At 55.2% G+C, this 24682-nt stretch carries 24 protein-coding genes; 19 read left to right on the top strand and 5 right to left on the bottom strand.

Going from position 1 to position 24682, the window contains the following annotated elements; genetic code table 11:
* Positions 1-39: 39 nt before the first annotated feature.
* From lexA to ACOTX5_RS16575, 3 genes are all read left to right on the top strand, one after another.
* Positions 40-648, top strand: a complete 609-nt coding sequence (gene lexA, locus ACOTX5_RS16585) for a transcriptional repressor LexA (protein ID WP_003860318.1) — start codon at positions 40-42, stop codon at positions 646-648.
* 63 nt (positions 649-711) lie between these two features.
* A complete protein-coding gene (gene dinF, locus ACOTX5_RS16580; protein WP_045911480.1) occupies positions 712-2049 on the top strand; it encodes an MATE family efflux transporter DinF in 1338 nt (445 codons plus the stop codon).
* Positions 2050-2168: 119 nt separating this feature from the next.
* Positions 2169-2378 (top strand): CsbD family protein, encoded by a 210-nt coding sequence (locus tag ACOTX5_RS16575; protein ID WP_003860314.1) that lies wholly within the window; start codon positions 2169-2171, stop codon positions 2376-2378.
* A 47-nt stretch (positions 2379-2425) separates the two neighbouring features.
* Here ACOTX5_RS16575 and zur read toward each other — a convergent pair whose 3' ends face one another.
* Positions 2426-2938 (bottom strand): zinc uptake transcriptional repressor Zur, encoded by a 513-nt coding sequence (gene zur / locus ACOTX5_RS16570; protein ID WP_032103677.1) that lies wholly within the window; start codon positions 2936-2938, stop codon positions 2426-2428.
* Positions 2939-3055: 117 nt separating this feature from the next.
* On the opposite strand from zur, the gene ACOTX5_RS16565 reads away from it, so the two are divergent.
* The 4 genes from ACOTX5_RS16565 (at position 3056) to pspG (ending at position 6480) form a co-directional block, all read left to right on the top strand.
* The gene (locus ACOTX5_RS16565) at positions 3056-3544 is read left to right on the top strand and encodes a cupin domain-containing protein (RefSeq protein ID WP_017382621.1); all 489 of its coding nucleotides are present in this window, start codon (positions 3056-3058) and stop codon (positions 3542-3544) included.
* A 192-nt stretch (positions 3545-3736) separates the two neighbouring features.
* Entirely contained in the window at positions 3737-5023 is a 1287-nt protein-coding gene (gene traF, locus ACOTX5_RS16560) for a conjugal transfer protein TraF (protein WP_176601513.1), read from the top strand.
* A gap of 82 nt (positions 5024-5105) precedes the next feature.
* Positions 5106-6101: a tRNA dihydrouridine(20/20a) synthase DusA gene (dusA, locus tag ACOTX5_RS16555; RefSeq protein ID WP_047726974.1), complete on the top strand. Its 996-nt coding sequence runs from the start codon at positions 5106-5108 to the stop codon at positions 6099-6101.
* A 136-nt stretch (positions 6102-6237) separates the two neighbouring features.
* Positions 6238-6480 (top strand): envelope stress response protein PspG, encoded by a 243-nt coding sequence (gene pspG / locus ACOTX5_RS16550; RefSeq protein ID WP_047726976.1) that lies wholly within the window; start codon positions 6238-6240, stop codon positions 6478-6480.
* A gap of 184 nt (positions 6481-6664) precedes the next feature.
* Here pspG and ACOTX5_RS16545 read toward each other — a convergent pair whose 3' ends face one another.
* Positions 6665-7648 carry a quinone oxidoreductase gene (locus ACOTX5_RS16545; protein WP_045911465.1) on the bottom strand — a complete coding sequence of 328 codons (984 nt, stop codon included), beginning with the start codon at positions 7646-7648 and terminating at the stop codon, positions 6665-6667.
* Positions 7649-7708: 60 nt separating this feature from the next.
* Here ACOTX5_RS16545 and dnaB point away from each other — a divergent pair, with 60 nt between their 5' ends.
* The 6 genes from dnaB to ACOTX5_RS16515 all read left to right on the top strand — a co-directional run bounded on the left by dnaB (position 7709) and on the right by ACOTX5_RS16515 (position 13387).
* Positions 7709-9121 carry a replicative DNA helicase gene (gene dnaB, locus ACOTX5_RS16540; protein ID WP_003860298.1) on the top strand — a complete coding sequence of 471 codons (1413 nt, stop codon included), beginning with the start codon at positions 7709-7711 and terminating at the stop codon, positions 9119-9121.
* A gap of 16 nt (positions 9122-9137) precedes the next feature.
* Positions 9138-10217 carry an alanine racemase gene (gene alr, locus ACOTX5_RS16535; protein WP_023295763.1) on the top strand — a complete coding sequence of 360 codons (1080 nt, stop codon included), beginning with the start codon at positions 9138-9140 and terminating at the stop codon, positions 10215-10217.
* Positions 10218-10326: 109 nt separating this feature from the next.
* Positions 10327-11520, top strand: coding sequence for an aromatic amino acid transaminase (tyrB, locus tag ACOTX5_RS16530; protein ID WP_017382625.1), 1194 nt, complete (start codon positions 10327-10329; stop codon positions 11518-11520).
* A 268-nt stretch (positions 11521-11788) separates the two neighbouring features.
* Entirely contained in the window at positions 11789-12502 is a 714-nt protein-coding gene (aphA, locus tag ACOTX5_RS16525) for an acid phosphatase AphA (RefSeq protein ID WP_045911464.1), read from the top strand.
* Between the two features lie 112 nt (positions 12503-12614).
* Complete coding sequence (locus ACOTX5_RS16520; RefSeq protein WP_017382627.1) at positions 12615-13031, top strand: secondary thiamine-phosphate synthase enzyme YjbQ; 417 nt, start codon at positions 12615-12617, stop codon at positions 13029-13031.
* Between the two features lie 2 nt (positions 13032-13033).
* A complete protein-coding gene (locus tag ACOTX5_RS16515) occupies positions 13034-13387 on the top strand; it encodes an MmcQ/YjbR family DNA-binding protein (RefSeq protein ID WP_017382628.1) in 354 nt (117 codons plus the stop codon).
* 3 nt (positions 13388-13390) lie between these two features.
* Here ACOTX5_RS16515 and uvrA read toward each other — a convergent pair whose 3' ends face one another.
* The gene (gene uvrA / locus ACOTX5_RS16510) at positions 13391-16213 is read right to left on the bottom strand and encodes an excinuclease ABC subunit UvrA (protein ID WP_003860287.1); all 2823 of its coding nucleotides are present in this window, start codon (positions 16211-16213) and stop codon (positions 13391-13393) included.
* Positions 16214-16464: 251 nt separating this feature from the next.
* Between uvrA and ssb1 the strand changes: the two genes are divergently transcribed.
* The gene (ssb1, locus tag ACOTX5_RS16505) at positions 16465-16995 is read left to right on the top strand and encodes a single-stranded DNA-binding protein SSB1 (protein ID WP_006177466.1); all 531 of its coding nucleotides are present in this window, start codon (positions 16465-16467) and stop codon (positions 16993-16995) included.
* A gap of 61 nt (positions 16996-17056) precedes the next feature.
* Here the strand turns inward: ssb1 and ACOTX5_RS16500 are convergent, their stop codons facing one another.
* Entirely contained in the window at positions 17057-17338 is a 282-nt protein-coding gene (locus tag ACOTX5_RS16500; RefSeq protein ID WP_003860282.1) for a YjcB family protein, read from the bottom strand.
* 443 nt (positions 17339-17781) lie between these two features.
* Here ACOTX5_RS16500 and ACOTX5_RS16495 point away from each other — a divergent pair, with 443 nt between their 5' ends.
* Complete coding sequence (locus ACOTX5_RS16495) at positions 17782-19182, top strand: sensor domain-containing diguanylate cyclase (protein ID WP_045911463.1); 1401 nt, start codon at positions 17782-17784, stop codon at positions 19180-19182.
* Between the two features lie 265 nt (positions 19183-19447).
* Positions 19448-21013, top strand: coding sequence for an EAL domain-containing protein (locus tag ACOTX5_RS16490; protein WP_063945233.1), 1566 nt, complete (start codon positions 19448-19450; stop codon positions 21011-21013).
* A gap of 6 nt (positions 21014-21019) precedes the next feature.
* On the opposite strand, the gene soxS is transcribed toward ACOTX5_RS16490, so the two are convergent.
* The gene (soxS, locus tag ACOTX5_RS16485; protein ID WP_003860277.1) at positions 21020-21346 is read right to left on the bottom strand and encodes a superoxide response transcriptional regulator SoxS; all 327 of its coding nucleotides are present in this window, start codon (positions 21344-21346) and stop codon (positions 21020-21022) included.
* 98 nt (positions 21347-21444) lie between these two features.
* Between soxS and soxR the strand changes: the two genes are divergently transcribed.
* From soxR to ghxP, 3 genes are all read left to right on the top strand, one after another.
* Entirely contained in the window at positions 21445-21903 is a 459-nt protein-coding gene (gene soxR / locus ACOTX5_RS16480; RefSeq protein ID WP_003860275.1) for a redox-sensitive transcriptional activator SoxR, read from the top strand.
* 356 nt (positions 21904-22259) lie between these two features.
* The gene (locus ACOTX5_RS16475) at positions 22260-22931 is read left to right on the top strand and encodes a glutathione S-transferase family protein (protein WP_017694715.1); all 672 of its coding nucleotides are present in this window, start codon (positions 22260-22262) and stop codon (positions 22929-22931) included.
* A gap of 297 nt (positions 22932-23228) precedes the next feature.
* A complete protein-coding gene (gene ghxP, locus ACOTX5_RS16470; protein WP_023295766.1) occupies positions 23229-24578 on the top strand; it encodes a guanine/hypoxanthine transporter GhxP in 1350 nt (449 codons plus the stop codon).
* The last annotated feature ends 104 nt before the right edge of the window (positions 24579-24682 follow it).

The raw sequence follows: 24682 nt of genomic DNA, 5'->3' as shown, positions 1-24682 counted from the left end.
ATACTCACAGCATAACTGTATATACACCCAGGGGGCGGTATGAAAGCGTTAACGACCAGGCAGCAAGAGGTGTTTGATCTCATTCGGGATCATATCGGCCAGACGGGTATGCCACCCACGCGTGCAGAAATTGCGCAGCGTCTGGGCTTCCGTTCTCCTAATGCTGCCGAAGAGCACCTTAAAGCGCTGGCGCGTAAGGGCGTGATTGAGATTGTTTCCGGCGCCTCACGCGGCATTCGTCTGCTTGTGGAAGAAGAGAGCGGTATTCCACTGGTGGGCCGCGTTGCCGCAGGTGAACCTCTGCTGGCGCAGCAGCACATCGAAGGGCACTATCAGGTTGACCCAGGCATGTTCAAGCCGAGCGCCGATTTCCTGCTGCGCGTTAGCGGAATGTCCATGAAAGATATCGGTATTCTGGATGGCGATCTGCTGGCGGTACACAAAACGCAGGACGTGCGTAACGGGCAAGTCGTGGTGGCGCGCATTGATGATGAAGTGACGGTTAAGCGCCTGAAAAAACAAGGCAATACCGTGCAGCTTCTGCCTGAAAACAATGAATTCTCCCCGATTGTGGTGGATCTCCGCGAGCAGAGCTTCTCTATTGAAGGGCTGGCGGTCGGCGTTATCCGCAACGGTGAATGGCTGTAATCTCTTCCTGACAGGCTGTAGTTCCTCTACAGCCTGGCCTGTTTTCTGATTCCGGTAATTTCCATGGCATTGCTAACTTCTGCCAATAAGGCGTTGTGGCGTCTTGCGCTACCGATGATTTTTTCCAATATTACCGTTCCTCTGCTGGGGCTGGTGGATACGGCGGTTATCGGGCATCTCGATTCGCCGATTTATCTTGGCGGCGTCGCGATCGGCGCAACGGCGACCAGCTTCCTCTTTATGCTGCTGCTTTTTCTGCGCATGAGTACGACAGGCCTGACGGCCCAGGCGTATGGTGCAAAAGATCCCCTGCGTCTGGCGCGTGCGCTGGTTCAGCCGCTCATTCTGGCATTCGGTGCCGGCGCGTTAATCGTTCTGTTGCGTACGCCGCTGATTGATCTTGCGCTCCATATTGTAGGCGGCAGCGATGCCGTACTGGAACAGGCCCGGCGGTTCCTCGAAATTCGCTGGCTCAGCGCGCCCGCTTCACTGGCAAACCTGGTCCTGCTGGGCTGGCTGCTGGGCGTGCAGTACGCCCGCGCGCCGGTGATCCTGCTGGTGGTGGGCAACCTGCTTAACATTGTGCTCGATCTCTGGCTGGTGATGGGGCTGCACATGAACGTCCGGGGCGCGGCGCTGGCCACGGCGATTGCCGAGTACGGTACGCTGCTGATCGGTTTGGGGATGGTCTGGCGCGTGCTGGCGATGCGCGGTATCACCCTGGATCTGCTGAAATCGGCCTGGCGCGGCAACATTCGAAAGCTGCTGGCGCTTAATCGCGACATCATGCTCCGTTCGCTTCTGCTGCAACTCTGCTTTGGTGCATTAACCGTTTTTGGTGCGCGTCTTGGGCCTGAGATCGTTGCCGTCAACGCAGTGCTCATGACATTACTGACCTTTACCGCTTACGCGCTGGATGGTTTTGCTTACGCCGTGGAGGCGCATTCAGGGCAGGCCTATGGCGCGCGTGAAAGCGGCCAGTTACGTGAAGTCTGGCGTGCTGCCTGTCGTCAGGCGGGCCTGGTAGCGCTGGTCTTTGCTCTGGTGTACGCCTGTTTTGGTGGGCATATTGTCGCACTACTCACCTCGTTGCCCGCGCTACGTGAGCTGGCCGATCGCTACATCTTCTGGCAGGTAGTATTACCGGTGGTGGGCGTGTGGTGCTATTTGCTGGACGGCATGTTTATTGGTGCGACGCGAGGGGCGGAGATGCGCAACAGCATGGCCGTCGCGGCGGCGGGGTTCGGCCTGACGCTGCTGACCCTGCCGTATCTCGGCAATCATGGTCTGTGGCTGGCGCTGGCGGTGTTTCTCTCACTGCGTGGCCTTTCGCTGGCCGTTATCTGGCATCGTCACTGGCGAAACAATACCTGGTTTCCAGCCCCGCACGATATATCGTAACGGTTAAAGATTCCGAATATAAAAACAACTGCCGAATCCTTAACTACAATAATAATCACGTCCAGCAGAAAAGAACGAAGCGGACGATACTCATAGACGCTTAACACGAGGACACGATTATGAATAAAGACGAAATCGGCGGCAACTGGAAGCAATTCAAAGGTAAAGCGAAAGAACAGTGGGGTAAGCTGACAGATGACGATATGACCGTCATTGAAGGTAAGCGCGATCAGCTGGTAGGCAAAATCCAGGAGCGCTACGGTTACGAAAAAGATCAGGCGGAAAACGAAGTCAAAGACTGGGAAACCCGTAACGACTACCGCTGGTAACCGGCACTATCCCCAAGGGCGGCCCTGAGCCGCCTTTTTCTTTGGCTTTAACGCGGCTTTTTCTTCACCAGGATAGAGTGATCGTGCTGACAGGCATCCTGATGGCTGCATGACTCCACCTCCACGCAGGCAGAACATAAGCCGTGGGCTTCAATCACGTTATGGCGCAGCGCAAAGCCCATTCTGGCTGCCAGCGTATGCATAATATCCTCCACACCTTCCGCACACTCTTCCTTCACCACACCACAGCGATCGCAGATAAACATGGCGGACGTGTGAGTTGGCTGGTCAAAAAGATGGCACAGCACATAGCTGTTTGTTGATTCCACTTTATGCACAAACCCTTGCTCCAGCAGGAAATCCAGCGCCCGATAAACGGTCGGCGGTTTTGCCTGCGGCTCGCTTTCACGCAGCAGATCGAGCAGATCGTAGGCGCTGATGGCACCCTGTTGCAGGCTCATCAGACGCAGTACCTCAAGGCGCTGCGGGGTCAGGCGCACATTGCGTTGCGCGCACAGCTTTTCAGCTTGCGCTAACAGCTCTTTTGTGGACTTGTCCATCGGGCACCTCGGATATGGTAAGGGGTGAAAACATTCACTTTATCATGTTCTGCTAAAAACACCGAGATCCGCCAGGCTGTGCTATACCTGACGCATCGCAAATCAGGAGATCGCAAAATGAAAAGACCTGACTGTATTCGGCACTGGCGGGACGTGGAAGGCGCTGATGACGCAACGTATCCTGACAGTAACGAACGTTTTTCTGTTGGCGCGCCGCTGGCCCGCAGGCTGGGTCTCGGCCGCATTGGTATTCACCATGAACGGCTGCCACCCGGACGCCGTACGTCTTATCCGCATGCGGAAAGCGACGAAGAGGAGTTTGTTTACGTTCTGGAGGGTTACCCTGAGGCCTGGATCAATGGCTATTTATGGAAGCTCGAACCCGGAGACAGCGTGGGATTTCCAGCCGGGACGGGCGTGTGTCACACCTTTATCAACAATACCGATGAAGAGGTGCGCTTACTGGTGGTGGGTGAGGCCAATAAAAAACATAACCGCATCTACTATCCGCTCAATCCGGTGTATGCCGCGACGCGCGAAGACCGCTGGGTCGACCATCCGCCTCAGTTTTTTGGGCCGCACGATGGAAAACCTGGGCGAAAATAATTTCCTCTTCTATAAATATTGATGGTCGTCACATATTACAACAGGCCGGGATGGAATTTAACTTAAGGAAATAGCGGGTCTTTTTGCACTTATTCACAGCAATAGTTCGTTCCTGTTTGGGTGATAACAGACAGGGTTAACTAATAACAAACTATTTACGAGCACACTGTGAAAAAACATTTTAAATTTTCGATGGTTAGCATCGCTGTCTCCTTTTTTATGGCAAATCAGGCGGGAGCAGCCAATACCTGGACGGAAGCGCGTAGCGACGCAATGGGCGGAACGGGTGTCGCGGCAGGGAGCTATGGCAGCGGGGCGTTAATCAACCCCGCGTTACTGGCAAAATCTAAGCCAGAGGATGATGTGACGGTCATTTTGCCGTCCGTTGGAGTGCAGGTGACCGATGAAGACAATCTTCAGGACGAGATTGATACCATTAACGACAAAATCAATCATTACAAGGATGTGGTTGATAGTCTGACCCCCATTGAAGTTATCACCAATCCATTAGGTTCGATCAATCAGTTCCAGGGCGCAGCGAAAGATCTCGCTGATGAACTGGACTACCTGAAAGGCAAGACCGCACACGCCACCGCAGGGGCGGGGATTGCCGTCAGTATCCCTAACGATGTTCTTTCCGTGGCCTTTATGGCAAAAGGCTATGCCCATGGCCGGGTCAGCTCTTCAATCGATCAGCAGGACATTGATTATCTGCGCGGTATACAACGAAGCGATGCGGTGGCTGCCGGTGTGGCGCTGGATGCCGCGCTAAACGGTACCGATCAGATCACCAAAAACCTTAACTCTACGGCGTCTGGTCGGGCGGCGATTGTGTCCGACTACGGTATTGCGGTGGCCCGTCAGTTCGATCTTGGCGGCGTTCCGGTTTCCGTTGGCGTCACGCCGAAGCTGCAAAAAACCTGGCTCTATAACTACACCACTTCAATCTACGATTACGACAGTAATAAGTGGAACGACAGCCGCTACCGTACCGACGACACTGGCTTCAACGTCGATGCCGGTATTGCTGCTGATTTCGGTGAAAACTGGACAGTCGGCGTGAGCGGGCAAAACCTGATGTCGCGCGATATCGATACCAAAGATATCCGCATCCGCAACGGGCGTACGGGAGAGGTGGTGAGTTATAAAGACACTTATCAGATCCGTCCGCTGGTCACTGCCGGGGCCGCCTGGCACAACGATCTGGTCACGCTGACCGCAGATGGCGATCTGACCGAAACCAAGGGCTTTAAAAGCGAAGACACCTCCCAGTACGTTGGCGTTGGTGCCGAAGTCACGCCGCTGAGCTGGCTGGCAGTACGCGCCGGTTATCGTGCGGATATGAAAGGGAACGACAGCAACGTCTTTACCGGCGGTGTCGGTTTCGCGCCGTTCAACTCCGTCCACGTTGACCTGATGGGGCTTTATGGCGAAGACGAGACCTGGGGCGCAGGGGCACAGTTGAGCATGACGTTCTAAAGTACACCGGAGGCGCTGCGCCTCCGGCTTTTCTTTGTGCTATAGTAGCGCCCCTTTTCCACCAGATGCTTAAAACTTCGCCATGTCGTCAGAACTCCAGACCGCTTTCCCTGCACACCGTTTCTCCATTGCGCCAATGCTCGACTGGACGGACAGACACTGCCGCTATTTCCTGCGTCAGCTCTCCCGCCATACGCTGCTGTACACCGAAATGGTCACTACCGGCGCAATTATTCACGGCAAGGGCGATTATCTGGCGTACAGCGAAGAGGAGCATCCGGTTGCGCTGCAACTGGGTGGCAGCGATCCGGCTGCGCTGGCGCAGTGCGCGAAGCTGGCTGAAGAACGCGGCTATGACGAGATTAACCTCAACGTCGGTTGCCCGTCCGACCGTGTGCAAAACGGTATGTTCGGCGCGTGTCTGATGGGTAATGCACATCTGGTGGCGGACTGTATCAAAGCGATGCGCGACGTCGTCTCTATCCCGGTCACGGTCAAAACTCGTATCGGCATAGACGACCAGGACAGCTACGAGTTCCTGTGTGATTTCATCAACACCGTATCAGGGAAGGGTGAATGCGAGATGTTTATCATCCACGCCCGTAAAGCCTGGCTCTCTGGCCTCAGCCCGAAAGAAAACCGCGAGATCCCGCCGCTGGACTACCCGCGCGTGTACCAGCTAAAACGCGACTTCCCGCACCTGACCATGTCGATCAACGGCGGTATTCCGTCGCTGGACGAGGCCAAAGCGCATCTCGAACATATGGATGGCGTGATGGTCGGACGCGAGGCGTATCAGAATCCGGGCATTCTGGCGACGGTTGACCGGGAAATCTTTGGCGTTGACGGTGCTGACACCGATCCCGTGGCAGTAGTGCGCGCCATGTATCCGTACATTGAGCGCGAGCTGAGTCATGGTACGTATCTGGGCCACATTACCCGCCATATGCTTGGCCTGTTCCAGGGCATTCCTGGCGCGCGCCAGTGGCGTCGTTATCTCAGCGAGAACGCGCATAAGGCCGGTGCGGATATTGAGGTCCTGGAACACGCGCTGCGTCTGGTTGCGGATAAACGTTAAATTTCGCTAAAAGATGGTCAAATACGCCACGCCCTGCAACACATTGCGGGGCGTTTTGCTTTCAGAACAAAGACTTATTTTTGGCATGTTTCTTGTAACGATCGCAGCATCATTCGGGAACTCGTGGGAGAGCACCATGCTGGAACTACTTTTTGTGATTGGCTTCTTTATCATGCTGATGGTCACGGGCGTATCGCTGCTCGGTATCCTGGCCGCGCTCGTCGTGGCCACGGTGGTGATGTTTGTTGGCGGTTTATTTGCCCTGACGATTAAACTCTTGCCGTGGTTACTTCTGACGATTGCGGTGGTATGGGCGATACGGGCGATTAAATCACCAAAACTGCCCACTTATCAGCGTAATAACCGCTTCCGTTACTAAGGTATTGAGGTGTACGTCACATACCTGCAACTTTTCCGGCAGCAATCCTTAGAACAGAATAGGATTTACTTATCGAATCTGTCACTATGGCTGCCGCTAAAGAATTCATCGAGCTGTACCCTACATACAGCCGAACTAAAAAAAGAAAGGGCTTCCCACGGGAAGCCCAATTTCTTTTTATGGCTCAGGGAATTAACAGACTTGATCCCTGCGTTGCCCGGCTCTCCAGCACCTCATGCGCGCGCTGCGCATCGGTCAGCGGATATTTCTGCGCCTCTGCCACATCCACTTTAATTACCCCACTGGCGATCAGCGAGAACAGCTCGTTGCTGGCTTCCTCAAGTTCTTCCCGGTTGGTGATGTAACCTTGCAGGGAAGGGCGAGTGACATATAGCGACCCTTTCTGATTCAGAATGCCCAGGTTGACGCCGGTGACTGCCCCGGAGGCGTTTCCGAAGCTCACCATCAGCCCGCGACGTTGCAGGCAGTCCAGCGAAGATTCCCAGGTGTCTTTCCCCACCGAGTCATACACCACGCGGACCTTTTTGCCGCCAGTGATCTCTTTCAGCCGCTCAACGAAGCTCTCTTCCCGGTAGTTGATCACCTGCCATGCGCCCGCGTCCAGCGCGCGCTGCGCTTTTTGCGCGCTGCCTGTGGTGCCGATCAGCTTCGCGCCCAGGGCTTTCGCCCACTGGCAGGCAATCAGCCCCACGCCACCTGCGGCTGCGTGAAACAGGAATTGCTCGTCAGGCTTAATTTCGTAGGTTTTGCGCAGCAGATAATAGACCGTCAGCCCTTTCAGGAATGAGGCGGCAGCCTGCTCGAAGCCGATCGCATTTGGCAGAAGCGCCGCTTTCTCGGCCGGAACGTTATGGATGGAGCTGTAAGCGCCCAGCGCCGACTGCGCGTACACCACGCGATCGCCTTCCTTAATGTGCTTAACCGCGCTGCCCACTTTGCTGACGATACCGGCCGCCTCGGTGCCCAGTCCGCTCGGCATCGACGGAGGCGGATAGAGGCCGCCGCGAATATAGGTATCGATGTAGTTAATGCCGATCGCTTTGTTTTCCACCTGGATTTCGTTCTCGCCAGGTGCAGCGGGGGTAAATTCCACCGCTTTGAGTACGTCAGGGCCACCATGCTTGTGAAATTCAATACGTGTTGCCATGCTTCCTCCAGAATGTGGTAATCTTTCGACCCACTCTTTATCTCGGTAACTCCATTCACTATGGCAGGAAACAAACCCTTCAACAAACAGACTGAACCTCGTGAGCGTGATTATCAGGTCGCCGGGTTAAAAGTCCCGCCGCACTCGATTGAAGCGGAACAGTCGGTGTTGGGCGGTTTAATGCTGGATAACGAACGCTGGGACGACGTCGCAGAGCGCGTTGTCGCGGAAGACTTCTATACCCGCCCCCACCGCCACATCTTTACGGAAATGGCGCGGTTGCAGGAGTCGGGCAGCCCGATTGACCTGATTACGCTCGCAGAATCGCTGGAGCGTCTGGGTCAGCTCGACAGCGTCGGCGGGTTTGCCTATCTGGCAGAACTGTCAAAAAACACGCCGAGTGCCGCGAACATCAGCGCTTACGCTGATATCGTTCGTGAACGTGCCGTTGTCCGCGAGATGATCTCGGTGGCGAATGAGATCGCCGAGGCTGGTTTCGATCCCCAGGGGCGCACCAGCGAAGATCTGCTCGACCTGGCGGAATCCCGCGTCTTTAAAATCGCCGAAAGCCGTGCGAACAAAGACGAAGGCCCGAAAAATATCGCCGATGTGCTCGACGCCACGGTTGCGCGTATTGAGCAGCTTTTCCAGCAGCCGCACGATGGCGTGACGGGGGTGAACACCGGTTATGACGATCTCAACAAGAAAACGGCAGGTCTTCAGCCATCGGATTTGATTATCGTCGCGGCGCGTCCGTCGATGGGTAAAACGACATTTGCGATGAACCTCGTCGAAAACGCGGCGATGTTGCAGGATAAGCCGGTGCTTATCTTCAGTCTTGAGATGCCCTCTGAACAGATCATGATGCGTTCTCTGGCGTCCCTGTCGCGTGTGGATCAGACCCGCATCCGTACCGGTCAGCTGGACGATGAGGACTGGGCGCGGATCTCGGGCACCATGGGGATTTTGCTGGAAAAACGGAACATCTATATCGATGACTCCTCCGGCCTGACGCCGACGGAAGTGCGTTCCCGCGCGCGCCGTATCGCCCGTGAACACGGTGGTATCGGCCTCATCATGATCGACTACCTTCAGCTGATGCGCGTTCCGTCGCTTTCCGACAACCGTACGCTGGAGATTGCCGAGATTTCCCGCTCGCTCAAGGCGTTAGCCAAAGAGCTGCACGTGCCGGTGGTGGCGCTATCGCAGCTTAACCGCTCTCTGGAACAACGTGCAGACAAGCGCCCGGTCAACTCCGACCTGCGTGAATCCGGCTCCATCGAGCAGGATGCCGACTTAATCATGTTCATCTACCGTGATGAGGTTTATCACGAGAACAGCGATCTGAAAGGGATCGCCGAAATTATTATTGGTAAGCAACGTAACGGCCCCATCGGTACGGTACGTCTGACCTTTAACGGCCAGTGGTCGCGTTTCGACAACTATGCCGGTCCTCAATATGATGATGAGTAATTTCTAAGGAATTCAAATGCAAGCGGCAACTGTTGTTATTAACCGCCGCGCTCTGCGACACAACCTGCAACGTCTGCGAGAACTGGCGCCCGCCAGTCAGCTCGTTGCAGTCGTGAAAGCGAACGCTTACGGACACGGTCTTCTTGAGACCGCGCGAACGCTCCCCGATGCCGACGCTTTTGGCGTCGCCCGTCTCGAAGAAGCTCTCCGCCTGCGCGCAGGTGGAATTACGCAACCGATACTGCTCCTGGAAGGCTTTTTTGAAGCCTCGGACCTGCCGACCATTGCCGATCAGCACCTGCACACGGCGGTGCATAACGAAGAACAGCTGGCCGCGCTGGAAACGGCTGAACTGAGCGAGCCGGTCACCGTCTGGATGAAGCTCGACACGGGCATGCACCGTCTGGGCGTGCGGCCGGAAAGCGCGGAGGCGTTTTATCAGCGTCTGAGTCAGTGCAAAAATGTGCGTCAGCCAGTGAATATCGTCAGCCACTTTGCCCGCGCCGATGAGCCTGAATGCGGCGCAACGGAACAGCAGCTTGATATCTTCAACACCTTCTGCGAAGGCAAACCGGGGATGCGCTCCATTGCGGCGTCCGGCGGGATCCTGCTATGGCCGCAGTCGCACTTCGACTGGGCGCGTCCGGGCATCATTCTTTATGGCGTTTCGCCGCTGGAGAACAAACCCTGGGGGCCGGACTTTGGCTTTAAGCCGGTTATGTCGCTGGTTTCAAAGCTGATTGCCGTGCGTGAGCACAAAGCGGGAGAGCCGGTGGGTTACGGCGGCACCTGGACCAGCGAGCACGACACGCGTCTTGGCGTGGTGGCGATGGGCTACGGCGACGGCTATCCCCGCGCCGCGCCAACGGGGACGCCGGTGCTGGTCAATGGACGCGAAGTCAAGATTGTCGGTCGCGTGGCGATGGACATGATTTGTGTTGATCTTGGGCCCGACGCGCAGGATAAAGCGGGGGACGATGCGGTGATGTGGGGTGAAGGCCTGCCGGTAGAGCGTATTGCTGAAATAACAAAAGTGAGTGCTTACGAACTTATCACGCGCCTTACCTCAAGGGTCGCAATGAAATACGTCGACTAAGCATGAGCGGGATGCGATGCATCCCGCTTCTGTTAACATCCCCTCGATCTTCTTCCGCTTCCGGTTTATTGTTGAATGCCCTGCCTCATAATAATCCGGAGAACATCGCGTGTTTCAGAAAGTAGACGCCTACGCCGGCGACCCTATCCTCTCCTTGATGGAGCGTTTCAAAGAAGATCCTCGCAGCGACAAAGTGAACCTCAGCATTGGTCTTTACTACAACGAAGACGGCATCATTCCTCAGTTGAAAGCCGTTGCCGAAGCTGAAGCGCGTCTGAACGCAACCCCGCACGGTGCTTCGCTTTATCTGCCGATGGAAGGATTAAACACCTACCGCAACACTATCGCGCCGCTGCTGTTTGGTGCGGACCACGCGGTGCTCGCGCAAAAGCGCGTGGCGACTATCCAGACGCTGGGTGGCTCGGGTGCGCTAAAGGTAGGCGCAGATTTCCTGAAAAAGTACTTCCCGGATTCCGGCGTGTGGGTCAGCGACCCGACGTGGGAAAACCACGTTGCGATCTTCGAGGGCGCGGGCTTTAAGGTGGCGACCTATCCGTGGTTCGACAGCGAAACCAACGGCGTGCGCGTTGATGCGCTGCTGGAAAAACTGAACACCCTGCCGGAGCGCAGTATCGTATTGCTGCATCCGTGCTGCCATAACCCGACCGGTGCGGACCTCACCAATGCCCAGTGGGATGCGGTGATCGAGATACTGAAGGCGCGTAACCTGATCCCGTTCCTCGACATCGCCTATCAGGGCTTTGGCGCGGGTATGGAGGAAGACGCCTACGCCATTCGCGCGATTGCCAGCGCGGGGCTTCCCGCTCTGGTCAGCAACTCGTTCTCAAAAATCTTCTCCCTGTACGGCGAGCGCGTTGGCGGCCTGTCCGTGGTGTGTGAAGACGCCGAAGCCGCGGGACGCGTACTCGGTCAGCTGAAAGCGACGGTCCGCCGGATCTACTCCAGCCCGCCGAACTTTGGTGCGCAGGTGGTGGCGACAGTTCTCGGTGACGAAACGCTGAAAGCGTCCTGGCTTGCGGAAGTGGAAGCGATGCGTAAGCGCATCCTGTCGATGCGTCAGGAGCTGGTTAACGTCCTGAAAGAGGCCGTGCCTGGGCATAACTTTGATTATCTTCTCAAGCAACGCGGGATGTTCAGCTACACCGGACTGAGCGCAGCGCAGGTCGATCGCCTGCGCGAAGAGTTCGGTGTCTACCTGATCGCCAGCGGCCGTATGTGCGTGGCGGGTCTGAATGCCAGCAACGTCCAGCGCGTGGCGCAGGCGTTTGCATCCGTAATGTAAGCATTCACTTACTTGCATACTGTATGTAGGCCGGGCAAGGCGTCGCCGCCACCCGGCTTTTTTGTTCGCGCCGGTGCCAGTCATTGCCCGGTGGCGCTTCGCTTCCCGGACCTACACGTTTCTTCGGCGCTTTGTGATCGTCTTCTTTTTATTCAGCTCCATAAGTAAAAACTCCTTTCCTTCCCCTACCGCTGGGGTTATGGTCGGATAGTTTTTTGACCATCCGCTCAAAATAAAAAGATAACAAACTGAATATTCAGGGGAAAATATGCGCAAGATCACACTGGCGCTCAGCGCCGCCTGCTTATTGTTCTCGCTTAATAGCACCGTTGTTGCGCGGGCTTCTGCACCCACGCCGCTTTACACCGGCACCACCGCCGCCATGCTTGCCGAGCAGGCCCCCATTCACTGGGTTTCAGTGGCACAAATCGAAAATAGCCTGACGGGTCGCCCACCGATGGCCGTGGGTTTCGATATTGACGATACCGTTCTCTTCTCCAGCCCCGGTTTCTGGCGCGGCAAAAAAACGTACTCCCCGGACAGCGAAGCCTATCTGAAAAACCCGGAATTCTGGGAAAAGATGAACAACGGCTGGGATGAGTTCAGTATCCCGAAAGAGGTTGCCCGCGCGCTGATTGCCATGCACGTAAAGCGCGGCGACAGCATTTACTTCGTGACCGGACGTAGCCAGACCAAAACCGAAACCGTCTCGAAAACGCTACAGGATGATTTCCTGATCCCGGCGGCCAGCATGAACCCGGTCATTTTTGCCGGGGACCAGGAAGGGCAAAACACCAAAACCCAGTGGCTGGAAAAGAAAAATATCAAAGTGTTCTACGGGGATTCAGATAACGACATCACCGCGGCGCAAGACGTGGGAGCCAGAGGCATCAGGGTGTTACGCGCCTCGAACTCCACCTACCGACCGCTGCCGATGGCCGGAAAATTTGGTGAAGAGGTGATCGTTAACTCTGAATACTGACGCATTAACGGCGGGGTGAATGCTTTTTTAAGCAAATCTCGCCGCGCGGGTTTTACCTTTCGCTTTCTTGCTGCACACTTAGAAAGATTCACCTTTCATAATGGAGCAGCACATGTGGTATCAACAGACCCTGACCTTAAGCGCAAAACCACGCGGATTTCACCTTGTGACGGACGAAGTCATCGGGCAAATCCGCGACCTGTCGCGCGTCAAAACGGGTTTGCTGCATCTGCTGCTTCAGCACACGTCTGCTTCTCTCACGCTCAATGAAAATTGCGATCCCACCGTCCGGTCCGACATGGAGCACCATTTTCTGAAGAGCGTCCCGGATAACGCCCCGTATGAGCATGATTACGAGGGGGCGGACGATATGCCTTCGCACATCAAATCCTCTTTGCTGGGCGTCTCGCTGATGCTGCCGGTCCACAACGGACGGCTACAGCTGGGAACGTGGCAGGGGATCTGGCTGGGAGAACATCGCATTCACGGTGGTTCGCGTAAAATTATCGCAACGCTACAAGGGGAATAAAGATGACAATTTCGGAGATACTTCAGTACTGCATGAGCAAGCCGGGTGCGGAACAAAGCGTTCACAGCGACTGGAAAGCCACGCAGATCAAAGTGGGTGATGTGCTGTTCGCGATGGTGAAAGAGGTGGATGCGCGGCCTGCGGCATCACTGAAAACCAGTCCGGAACTGGCCGACTTACTGCGCCAGCAGCACGATGATGTCAGGCCAAGTAAGCATCTGAATAAAGCGCACTGGAGTACGGTGTTTCTCGACGGCTCGCTGCCAGATTCGCAAATTTACTACCTGGTGGATGCGTCGTATCTACAGGCGGTTGAACTGCTGCCGGAAACGATCCGACAGCAGCTCTCCGTGTGACGATTACAGCAACGGTTTGAGGAAGCGCGCGGTGTGCGAGGCTTCGCACTCTGCAACGGTCTCTGGCGTACCGGAGACGAGGATTTCACCGCCGCCGCTGCCGCCTTCCGGGCCGAGATCGACAATCCAGTCAGCGGTTTTAATCACGTCCAGGTTGTGCTCAATCACCACGATGGTGTTGCCCTGATCGCGCAGCTGGTGCAGCACGTCCAGCAGCTGCTGGATATCCGCAAAGTGCAGGCCGGTGGTCGGCTCATCCAGAATATACAGCGTCTGACCGGTACCGCGTTTGGACAGCTCACGCGCCAGCTTCACGCGCTGCGCTTCACCGCCGGACAGCGTTGTCGCTGACTGCCCCAGACGAATATAGGTCAGACCCACATCCATCAGGGTTTGCAGCTTACGCGCCAGCGCAGGGACGGCGTCAAAGAACTCGCGCGCCTCTTCGATGGTCATATCCAGCACTTCGTGGATGGTCTTGCCTTTGTACTTAATCTCCAGCGTTTCGCGGTTATAACGCTTACCTTTGCACTGGTCGCACGGCACGTAGATATCCGGCAGGAAGTGCATCTCAACCTTGATTACGCCGTCGCCCTGGCACGCTTCACAGCGGCCGCCGCGCACGTTAAAGCTGAAACGGCCTGGCGTATAGCCGCGTGAACGCGCTTCCGGCACGCCGGCAAAGAGTTCACGTACGGGCGTAAAGACGCCGGTATAGGTCGCCGGGTTGGAACGCGGCGTACGGCCAATCGGGCTCTGATCGATGTCGATAACCTTGTCGAAATGCTCCAGCCCCTGAATGTCGCGGTACGGCGCAGGCTCGGCCAGCGTCGCGCCGTTCAGCGCCGTCTGCGCAATTGGGAACAGCGTATCGTTGATCAGCGTCGATTTACCGGAACCGGACACGCCGGTGATGCAGGTAAACAGCCCGACAGGCAGCGTCAGGGTCACGTCCTTCAGGTTGTTGCCGCGCGCCCCGGTCAGCTTCAGCACTTTTTCCGGGTTCGCCGCCACGCGCTGTTTCGGCACTTCAATTTTGCGCTTGCCGCTCATGTACTGGCCGGTCAGCGATTCAGGCACCGCCATGATGTCTTTCAGCGTCCCTTCCGCGACCACCTGGCCGCCGTGTACGCCTGCGCCCGGGCCGATATCGATCACGTGGTCCGCGGCGCGGATCGCATCTTCGTCGTGCTCGACCACGATTACCGTGTTGCCGAGGTTACGCAGGTGAACCAGCGTGCCGAGCAGGCGTTCGTTGTCGCGCTGGTGCAGGCCGATAGACGGCTCATCCAGCACGTACATCACGCCGACTAAGCCCGCGCCAATCTGGCTCGCCAGACGGATACGCTGGGCTTCACCGCCGGACAGCGTTTCAGCCGAGCGGGAAAGCGTCAGGTAGTTCAGACCGACGTTCACGAGGAACTTGAGGCGATCGCCGATCTCTTTCAGCACTTTTTCAGCGATTTTCGCGCGCTGTCCGGAGAGCTTCAGGTTGTTGAAGAAGTCCATCGCGTGGCCGATGCTCATGTCTGAGATGGTCGGCAGTGCCGTGTTTTCGACAAACACGTGACGCGCTTCGCGACGCAGACGTGTACCCTCGCAGGTGGCGCAGGAGCGGTTGCTGATGAACTTCGCCAGCTCCTCACGCACCGCGCTGGATTCGGTCTCTTTGTAGCGGCGCTCCATGTTGTGCAACACCCCTTCGAACGGGTGGCGACGCACGGAAGTGTCACCGCGATCGTTCATGTACTTGAACTCAATATTCTCTTTGCCGGAACCGAACAGGATCACTTTATGTACGTTCGCGCTCAGGCTGGCCCACGGGGCTTCAACGTCGAACTTATAGTGCTCAGCCAGCGATTTCAGCATCTGGAAGTAGTAAAAATTACGCTTATCCCAGCCGCGAATAGCGCCACCCGCCAGCGACAGTTCCGGGTTCTGAATCACGCGGTCTGGGTCGAAATACTGCTGAACGCCCAGGCCGTCACAGGTCGGGCACGCGCCCGCCGGGTTGTTGAACGAGAACAGGCGCGGTTCCAGCTCGCGCATGCTGTAGCCGCAAATCGGGCAGGCGAAGTTGGCGGAGAAGAGCAGCTCTTCCGCTTTTGCATCGTCCATGTCTGACACCACCGCCGTGCCGCCAGAGAGTTCCAGCGCCGTTTCAAAGGATTCCGCCAGACGCGTCGCCAGATCTTCACGTACCTTAAAGCGGTCAATCACCACTTCGATGGTGTGTTTCTTTTGCAGCTCCAGCTTTGGCGGATCGGACAGGTCACACACTTCACCGTCGATACGGGCGCGGATATAGCCCTGGCTTGCCAGGTTCTCCAGCGTTTTGGTGTGCTCGCCCTTACGCTCTTTAATGATCGGCGCCAGCAGCATCAGGCGTTTGCCTTCCGGCTGCGACAGCACGTTATCCACCATCTGGCTCACGGTTTGTGCCGCCAGCGGGACGTCGTGATCCGGGCAGCGCGGCTCGCCCACGCGCGCATACAGCAGACGCAGGTAGTCATGGATTTCGGTAATGGTACCGACCGTGGAGCGCGGGTTATGCGATGTGGATTTCTGCTCAATGGAGATAGCAGGGGACAACCCTTCAATGTGGTCGACATCCGGTTTTTCCATCAGCGACAGGAACTGACGCGCGTACGCCGAGAGCGATTCAACGTAACGACGCTGTCCTTCGGCATACAAAGTGTCGAAAGCCAGTGAGGATTTGCCAGACCCCGAAAGCCCGGTCACGACGATGAGTTTGTCGCGAGGGATTATGAGGTTGATATTCTTGAGATTATGGGTGCGGGCGCCCCGAACTTCGATCTTATCCATTCACCTTTCCCGGTTGGAACACGGATTGCCTGATTTGTTTGAAGGACAAACGGCTGTCAGAAACGGCTAATTATGACACAAAATGACCTGTTTGAATATACAGTATTGGAATGCATTTTCTGATCCACTGTGTAACAATGTCGAGTTCGCGGGAGAACTCTGGAACGTGCTACGCAACTATCAAAGTGCAGCATGGAAATGGTACACTCGCGCGTTTACACTATTAAGAAACGTATTCAGGAGACACGAACATGGCCAGCAGAGGCGTAAACAAGGTGATTCTCGTCGGTAATCTGGGCCAGGACCCGGAAGTACGCTACATGCCGAGTGGTGGCGCAGTTGCCAACATTACGCTGGCTACTTCCGAATCCTGGCGTGATAAAGCGACCGGAGAAATGAAAGAGCAGACCGAATGGCACCGCGTTGTGCTGTTTGGCAAACTGGCCGAAGTGGCCGGTGAGTATCTGCGTAAAGGTTCTCAGGTCTATATCGAAGGCCAGCTGCGTACCCGCAAATGGACCGACCAATCCGGCGCTGAGAAGTACACCACGGAAGTGGTGGTGAATGTGGGCGGCACCATGCAAATGCTGGGTGGCCGTCAGGGCGGTGGCGCACCGGCAGGTGGCGGTCAGAATCAGCAGCAGGGTGGTTGGGGTCAGCCTCAGCAGCCTCAGGGCGGCAACCAGTTCAGCGGCGGCGCGCAGTCCCGTCCGCAGCAGCAGTCTGCTCCGGCACCGTCTAACGAACCGCCAATGGATTTCGACGACGATATCCCGTTCTGATATCCAGACGCGTGAAAAACAAAAAACCCAGACAATGTCTGGGTTTTTTTATAACAGGCTATCAGGTAATCACCATCGGCCAGTCTGGCGGAGTGTGGCTCATGGCTTCAACCATCACCACTTTAATGTTTTCCCAGACGGCGGCAATGTCTACCAGCGTAATGCCAAGCAAACCTGTCGCGAACCAGCATGCGGCGCCCAACCCTAACAGGGTGCTAATCACAGCAAGACCTGCGTAGTCGGACTTTCGAAACTGAATGTTTAACGTGCTGGCCAGGAACATCAAAACTGCGCTCAACAACGGCCAGCGCAGGAGCACCATGCTGGTGGTAATGGTTGCCATAAAACCCATCCTCGACAAAACAGACGAACTGGAATGAAACAATATTTCTCGTTACATAAGATGTGTGAACTATATCACATTTGCTGTTTTATTCGCCAGTATCCGTGTGGGGTAAAAGTGGGTTTATTACCAGGGAAAATATATCGTCGTCGCTCATATCCGCGTCTGGTCGGAATTTTTATTTTTAATTCATTCAGATAGCAAAACCTTTGCAAAACGCCATCGGCTGTATAGCGTTTACAGCAGTATATCTATGGATTATGCTTGTGTGGAACAATAAATGTACCCGCAAAATTAATTCATCGCATTGAATTAATTGCCTTTTTTGGATTTTGTATTCTTTGTTTTACACTCAGCATGCTCTTTGATTTCGTGGTCTTATTCTTTTATTCAGATATGAATTATTGCGGTTGCTCTCTCGATTAATGACCTGCGAAAAGATAATGAAAGAAAAAAGACGCGAGATTATTAACGACAGCATGCAGGCGCTGCATGCCCTGGCGAAGCTGATGCCGCAACTCAACGCGCAGTGTTCGCCGGTTGAAATGCTGGAAATTATCAACAGCGCACTGGGGGCAAATCTCTCATGGGTCAGTGTCGAATCCGCAGACGGGCCGCGCGTGGTTTGTGCCGGCGACGTGACGTGTCACGCCTTTAACGTGGCGGATTTTCTTGCCAGCACCCTGTTGCAGCGGCATCACCGCGCCTGGCGGGTGATCTTCTGGAAAGAGCATATTGGCCGGGCGGTATTTTCCCCTCAGCACCCAGGCTATGCGCGGCTGCAAAGCGGCGTGCTGTGTAAATTCTCAGCGCATGGCAGACAGTGCAGTGGTTATTTCTTTTTGGCTTTTAATGAAAAACTGACCTCGTTGCCGATACTGAAAAATATCGTGGTGGTATTGGTTGAGAAGCTAAAAGATTATTTTGATGACATCATCGTGCGGGAAAAAACGGCGCAGGAAATGCAGCGCGTCGTCACGCAATATAAAACCTTATTTGAGCGTGCTCCGGTATTAATGAACGCCTTTGACAGGCATAACCGGTGTGTATTGTGGAATGCCGAATGCGAAAAAGTCTTTGGCTGGAGTATGACTGAAATCGGCGAGCATCCCGATCCGCTGGCCCTGTTTTACCCGGATCCTGAGGAGCGACAGCGCGTGCAGGAGTCGGTTCGTTTCGCACCACTTAAGGATATGTACGAATGGCACCCGGTGCGTAAAGACGGGACGCAGTTAACCATTCTCTGGTCAAACATCCTTTTGCCGGATAACTCCATTCTCAACATTGGCCTGGATATCACCGAACGTAAAAAAGCAGAACAGCAGCTGACCGTCAAAGCCACCACGGACGATCTGACGGGCTGTCTGAATCGCTCGACAATCTTACAGCGTCTCAAAATAGCGCTGGCAGCCAGTTCGCCGCAGGATGTCAGTAGCCACTTCTGTCTCCTGATGTTCGATCTCGATTATTTCAAGCAGATCAATGATCGGTGGGGACATCAGGTTGGCGATGCGGCATTGATCCACTTTTGCGACCGTATTCGCGAGGTGAGCCCGGCAGGGTCGGCGCTGGGACGGGTGGGGGGCGAAGAGTTTGTTCTTCTGCTGGCGCACACGGATGGTATGGCCGCTACGTTGCTCTCTTCCCGGCTGCGTGCCGCGCTGATCTCAAAACCGCTGCGTGTGGGCGATAAAACGCTGGTACTCTCTTTCAGCGCCGGGGTGGTTGAAGTCTGTCAGGGGCAACGGGATACTTCTGCCATACTGATGCGTGCCGATAAGGCATTATATGACGCCAAGCGTACGGGAAGAGGAAAAACGGTCCTGGCGTCTGATTATTTATAAATCAGCATAAGAACAAAGAGCAGGCTATTTCAGCCAGCGAATTTTCCACACCTGTCGCGGGTAATTATTTTCCTTATCAGAAACGAAATGAATACTTTTAGTTTGGCTTACGGGAAAATATTATCGGCATCACGAATTTTAGGATTTTTAATACCAAAAGTCAGTTGCTAACTTCCCATGATTCATGCAACGTAATCACCTGTTTATCAAAGCAGCCGGTCTTCATTGCTACAGGCGTACAACATGCAGGGATACAGAGCGGGAAATGAATCGTAGCGCGCTGCGCAACATGCTCAAAGTGGTCGGGATTATCATGGTAGTTATGCTGCCGGTGATGCTTGCGCTATGGTTTGCCCAGCGTAGAGCCGTGTCGGAAATCAGCGCCCAGCTGCGCACGTTTGCTGAACTTGCTTTAAACAAAACTGAACGGGTTATTCAACAGGTTGATCTGGCCCGGGAAGACGCGGAAAAATATCAGGGAAAAGTGTGTACGCCGGAGCATCGTCAATATATGTTGAACGTTTCCCGCGGTCGTCTTTTTGTTGCCGATTTAATTTATGCTGAAGGCCAGTCGTTTCTCTGCTCGACCCTTTTTACGCCGGATCATCCTTACACCATTCCCGCTGCCAATTACACACGTAAACCCGACGTTGCTATCTATTATTTTCGCGATACGCCATTTTTTGATGGTTATAAAATGATATATATGCAGCGCGGAAATTATGTCGCAGTGGTCAACCCGCTTTCGTACAGTGAGGTGATGTCAGACGATCGTTCCCTGTCGTGGGGGGTGTATGACACCGTCAGCAATGCATTCTTTTCTGTAAGCCAGAAAGCCAATATTTCTTTATTGCATTCGATGCTTCGACATCAGGAAACGACTTTTCAGAAAGGTGACCGTTTTTATACGATCGTGAAATCCGGGCAGCGGCCGATTGCGGCCATCGTTTCAACCTCCAGCGCCCGTTTTTATAAAACGCTTTATCATCAGGCTACCCTGACGCTACCGCTGGGGATAATTTGCAGCATTATTATTCTGCTGGTGTGGTCGCGTACACACCGTGAATTCAATTCGCCTGGCCGACTTCTGCACCGGGCGCTGAATAAACGCCAGCTGTGCGTCCATTATCAGCCCATTATTGATATTAAAAATAACCAGTGCGTGGGGGCAGAGGCGTTGTTGCGCTGGCCTGGATTCAACGGTCAGGTTATGAGCCCGGCGGAATTTATTCCCCTGGCAGAAAAAGAGGGGATGATTGAGCGCATTACGGATTACGTCGTGGAGGAGGTGTTCAGCGATCTGGGCCATTTTCTTGCCGCTCATCCCGATCTGTATGTCTCGATTAACCTGTCGGCGTCGGATTTTCACTCTTCGCGTCTTATCGCCCTGATCTCCGACAAAGCCCGCTTTTACTCGGTTCGCGCGCAGCAAATCAAAATTGAGGTGACGGAGCGGGGGTTTATTGACGTGCCAAAAACTACGCCGGTCATTCAGGCGTTTCGCCAGGCGGGGTATGAAGTGGCGATTGATGATTTCGGAACCGGCTACTCTAACCTGCATAACCTCTATTCGCTGAACGTCGATATCCTGAAAATCGACAAATCCTTTATCGATACCTTAACCACCAACAGCACCAGCCACCTGATTGCCGAGCACATCATTGAGATGGCGCAAAGCCTGCGGCTGAAAACCATTGCGGAAGGGGTCGAGACGGGGGAGCAGGTGAGCTGGTTGCTGAAGCGTGGCGTGCAGTATTGTCAGGGATGGCACTTCGCGAAAGCGATGCCGCCCCAGGCATTTATGGCCTGGCAGCAGCAACCCTTGCGTTAACACGCATTAATTGAGCTGATGGCGGTAGTCGCTCGGCGTACGGTCAAACTCGCGGCGGAAGACGCGGGAAAAGGTCTGCTGCGACACATAGCCCAGATCCATTGCGATATCAAAAATGGGCCGCTGCGTTGAGCGTAACGCCTGCGCCGCCAGCAGGAGCCTGCGCTGGCGAATGTAATCACCCAGCGTTTGATGCATTACGGTGCGGAACATTCTCTGTAAATACCATTTCGAATAGCCCGACTTCTTAGCGACCACATCAATGTTCAACGGCTGGTCGATATGTTCATCAATCCATTCAATAAGTGTCTGAATAATTTGCTGATGCGACATAAGGTTACCCCTCTGTGGAGACATCTGTCCTGGTTGATTCGTCGTTTTCTCTGCGGGGGAGTATAATTCCTCAAGTTAACTTGAGGTAAAGAGGTTTTATGGAAAAGAGATTACCGCGCATCAAAGCGCTGTTAACCCCCGGTGAAGTGGCTAAGCGAAGCGGTGTGGCGGTGTCGGCACTCCACTTCTATGAAAGCAAAGGGTTAATAAAAAGTATCCGTAACGCCGGAAACCAGCGGCGCTACACCCGCGATGTGCTCCGCTACGTGGCGATCATCAAAATTGCGCAACGTATCGGCATTCCTCTGGCCACCATCGGTGACGCGTTCGGCGTATTGCCGGAAGGGCACTCGCTGAGCGCGAAGGAGTGGAAGCAGCTGTCGTCCCAGTGGCGAGAAGAACTGGATCGTCGTATTCACACGCTGGTGGCCCTGCGCGATGAGCTGGACGGCTGCATTGGTTGCGGGTGTTTATCACGCAGCGATTGTCCGCTGCGTAACCCGGGTGACAGGCTGGGCGAGCAGGGAACAGGGGCGCGGTTGCTGGAGGAGGATTGAGAGGTGTTTGCCGGGTGGCGCTTCGCTTACCCGGCCTACGCTCTCGGTTTTGCAGGCCGGGTAAGGCGCAGCCGCCACCCGGCAACAAGCATAAAGAACTAAAGCGCCACTAAGGGCGCTTTAGTTTTTTCCGGTCTTTGTCTTTCTCTCTATCCCGCTGGCTCACGGGAGGGTTTCCCCCGACATCAGTACCCCTCGTGTCGAGCTTGTGGAGGAGGTTCCGGTTTGTACTGACACTTTAATTCTATGCCCGGCCGCCGTTTTTGCCACCGGAGACGGTGAGATTTTAGCCGAATTTTTTTCGTGAAGTTGTTCAGTTTTCTATAGTTAAAAAGTATGAATCACCGGAGAACATCATGCTAACGGTCCACCACCTTAATCAGTCTCGTTCACATCGCGTCCTCTGGGCGCTGGAAGAGCTGGGTCTGACGTATGAGATTGTGCGCTACCAGCGCGAGAAATCCATGCTTGCACCGGATTCGCTCAAAAAAGTGCATCCGCTGGGGAAATCCCCGGTACTGGAAGATAACGGACTGGTGCTGGCCGAATCAGGCGCGATTCTGGAATATCTTCAGGAAACGTACGATTCGGCGTCACGATTCAAACCGTTAGATCCCGCCCATAAAGTGCAGTATCGCTTCTGGCTGCATTACGCCGAAGGGTCTCTGATGCCGCTGCTGTTAATGAAGCTGGTATTCAACAGCCTCGGTAAACCACCCGTCCCGTTTGGCCTGCGCACGCTGGGTAAGGCGCTGGGGCAGGGGGTGCAAAAAGCGTATCTCAACCGCCAGCTGGAAACGCATGCGCGCTTTATTAACGATCATCTTGCAGAAAACAGCTGGTTTGCCGGTGACACGCTGACCATGGCTGATATCCAGATGAGTTTTCCCCTCTTCGCCCTGCTGGCGAGAGGCGGCATCGACAATCTCGACCACATAGCGGCGTGGAAACAGAGAGTGGAGGCACGTCCGGGCTGGCAGACAACGCTTGCGAAAGGCGGCCCGCTGACGATCCCCGGCGAGGGATGAAATGTAACGAAATTGCGCATGGACGATAACGTTTGCGCATCCTCTGCTTAATTCTTCATCGTCATGAGGCAATTTTAGCGAAAAACGAGAAAGTTCAGTTGAAAAGGGCGGGTATTAGGCTAGATAATCGTTTGCCTACATTTGACCACCCGTTTTGTAAGCGCGGAGCTAAACGTTTGCTTTTTTTGTGACGCCCCTTTCGTCGCAAACGCAGCACAAGGATTTGACGTTTCGCTGGCAGTGGAGTCTCCACCACGCTTACGGACTTTCAATAAAAATTTTCAGGGGATGTTTTCTATGTCTACGCCATCTGCGCGTACCGGCGGTTCACTTGACGCCATGTTTAAAATTTCTGCTCGCGGCAGCACCGTGCGCCAGGAAGTTGTTGCCGGTCTGACCACGTTTCTGGCGATGGTGTACTCCGTCATCGTGGTGCCGGGCATGCTCGGCAAAGCGGGCTTCCCGCCAGCGGCGGTCTTCGTTGCCACCTGCCTGGTTGCGGGTGTGGGTTCGATTGTGATGGGCCTGTGGGCGAACCTGCCTCTGGCGATCGGGTGCGCCATCTCCCTGACCGCGTTCACCGCCTTCAGCCTGGTGCTGGGCCAGCATATCAGCGTCCCGGTAGCGCTCGGCGCCGTGTTCCTGATGGGCGTGCTGTTCACCGTGATTTCAGCGACCGGCATTCGTAGCTGGATTTTGCGCAACCTGCCGCAGGGCGTGGCGCACGGCACCGGCATCGGTATTGGCCTGTTCCTGCTGCTGATCGCTGCCAACGGCGTGGGTCTGGTCATCAAGAACCCGCTGGACGGCCTGCCGGTTGCGCTGGGTAACTTCGCGAGCTTCCCGGTGATCATGTCGCTGGTGGGTCTGGCGGTGATCATTGGCCTGGAAAAACTGAAAGTGCCGGGCGGCATTCTGCTGACCATTATCGGCGTGTCCATCGTCGGCCTGATCTTCGACCCGACCGTTCATTTCTCCGGGATTTTCGCCATGCCGTCGCTGAGCGATGACAACGGCAACTCCCTGATTGGCAGCCTGGATATTGTGGGCGCGCTGAACCCGGTGATCCTGCCAAGCGTGCTGGCGCTGGTAATGACCGCGGTGTTTGACGCCACCGGCACCATCCGCGCGGTGGCCGGTCAGGCGAACCTGCTGGATAAAGACGGACAGATTATTGACGGCGGCAAAGCGCTGACCACCGACTCCCTGAGCAGCGTCTTCTCTGGTCTGGTGGGCGCGGCGCCTGCGGCGGTGTACATTGAGTCCGCAGCGGGTACGGCGGCAGGCGGTAAAACCGGCCTGACGGCCATCACCGTTGGCGTGCTGTTCCTGCTGATCCTGTTCCTCTCTCCGCTCTCTTATCTGGTGCCAGCTTACGCGACCGCACCTGCGCTGATGTACGTCGGCCTGCTGATGCTGAGCAACGTGGCGAAAATCGATTTCGCGGATTTTGTTGATGCCATGTCAGGCCTGATCACTGCGGTATTCATCGTGCTGACCTGTAACATCGTGACCGGCATTATGATCGGCTTCGCCTCGCTGGTGATTGGGCGTCTGGTCTCCGGTGAGTGGCGTAAGCTGAACATCGGTACCGTGGTCATCGCCGTTGCGCTGGTGGCGTTCTACGCGGGCGGCTGGGCCATCTGAATTGACTTTTTATGCGAAAACGGGTGGCTCAGGCCGCCCGTTTTTATTTTCAGGACTCATCCTGTTGCCTTTTACGTTACTCTGGAGAGGATAGAATAAGAGGC

This window comes from Enterobacter cloacae complex sp. IR5441, assembly GCF_049238215.1.
Taxonomy (GTDB): domain Bacteria; phylum Pseudomonadota; class Gammaproteobacteria; order Enterobacterales; family Enterobacteriaceae; genus Enterobacter; species Enterobacter hormaechei_C.
Note: the sequence above shows the minus strand (reverse complement) of the source record. Positions and strands in the feature narration are given on the sequence as shown.

Excerpts from the sequence above, each read along its gene's own strand:
- aphA (WP_045911464.1), top strand. The coding sequence starts at position 11,789 with ATGCGCAAGATCACACTGGCGCTCAGCGCCGCCTGCTTATTGTTCTCG.
- ssb1 (WP_006177466.1), top strand. The coding sequence starts at position 16,465 with ATGGCCAGCAGAGGCGTAAACAAGGTGATTCTCGTCGGTAATCTGGGC.
- alr (WP_023295763.1), top strand. The coding sequence starts at position 9,138 with ATGCAAGCGGCAACTGTTGTTATTAACCGCCGCGCTCTGCGACACAAC.
- dnaB (WP_003860298.1), top strand. The coding sequence starts at position 7,709 with ATGGCAGGAAACAAACCCTTCAACAAACAGACTGAACCTCGTGAGCGT.
- ACOTX5_RS16515 (WP_017382628.1), top strand. The coding sequence starts at position 13,034 with ATGACAATTTCGGAGATACTTCAGTACTGCATGAGCAAGCCGGGTGCG.
- ghxP (WP_023295766.1), top strand. The coding sequence starts at position 23,229 with ATGTCTACGCCATCTGCGCGTACCGGCGGTTCACTTGACGCCATGTTT.
- traF (WP_176601513.1), top strand. The coding sequence starts at position 3,737 with ATGGTTAGCATCGCTGTCTCCTTTTTTATGGCAAATCAGGCGGGAGCA.
- ACOTX5_RS16475 (WP_017694715.1), top strand. The coding sequence starts at position 22,260 with ATGCTAACGGTCCACCACCTTAATCAGTCTCGTTCACATCGCGTCCTC.
- ACOTX5_RS16545 (WP_045911465.1), bottom strand. The coding sequence starts at position 7,648 with ATGGCAACACGTATTGAATTTCACAAGCATGGTGGCCCTGACGTACTC.
- ACOTX5_RS16565 (WP_017382621.1), top strand. The coding sequence starts at position 3,056 with ATGAAAAGACCTGACTGTATTCGGCACTGGCGGGACGTGGAAGGCGCT.
- uvrA (WP_003860287.1), bottom strand. The coding sequence starts at position 16,213 with ATGGATAAGATCGAAGTTCGGGGCGCCCGCACCCATAATCTCAAGAAT.
- soxS (WP_003860277.1), bottom strand. The coding sequence starts at position 21,346 with ATGTCGCATCAGCAAATTATTCAGACACTTATTGAATGGATTGATGAA.
- soxR (WP_003860275.1), top strand. The coding sequence starts at position 21,445 with ATGGAAAAGAGATTACCGCGCATCAAAGCGCTGTTAACCCCCGGTGAA.
- ACOTX5_RS16490 (WP_063945233.1), top strand. The coding sequence starts at position 19,448 with ATGAATCGTAGCGCGCTGCGCAACATGCTCAAAGTGGTCGGGATTATC.
- lexA (WP_003860318.1), top strand. The coding sequence starts at position 40 with ATGAAAGCGTTAACGACCAGGCAGCAAGAGGTGTTTGATCTCATTCGG.
- zur (WP_032103677.1), bottom strand. The coding sequence starts at position 2,938 with ATGGACAAGTCCACAAAAGAGCTGTTAGCGCAAGCTGAAAAGCTGTGC.
- ACOTX5_RS16575 (WP_003860314.1), top strand. The coding sequence starts at position 2,169 with ATGAATAAAGACGAAATCGGCGGCAACTGGAAGCAATTCAAAGGTAAA.
- dinF (WP_045911480.1), top strand. The coding sequence starts at position 712 with ATGGCATTGCTAACTTCTGCCAATAAGGCGTTGTGGCGTCTTGCGCTA.
- ACOTX5_RS16495 (WP_045911463.1), top strand. The coding sequence starts at position 17,782 with ATGAAAGAAAAAAGACGCGAGATTATTAACGACAGCATGCAGGCGCTG.
- ACOTX5_RS16500 (WP_003860282.1), bottom strand. The coding sequence starts at position 17,338 with ATGGCAACCATTACCACCAGCATGGTGCTCCTGCGCTGGCCGTTGTTG.
- pspG (WP_047726976.1), top strand. The coding sequence starts at position 6,238 with ATGCTGGAACTACTTTTTGTGATTGGCTTCTTTATCATGCTGATGGTC.
- ACOTX5_RS16520 (WP_017382627.1), top strand. The coding sequence starts at position 12,615 with ATGTGGTATCAACAGACCCTGACCTTAAGCGCAAAACCACGCGGATTT.
- dusA (WP_047726974.1), top strand. The coding sequence starts at position 5,106 with ATGTCGTCAGAACTCCAGACCGCTTTCCCTGCACACCGTTTCTCCATT.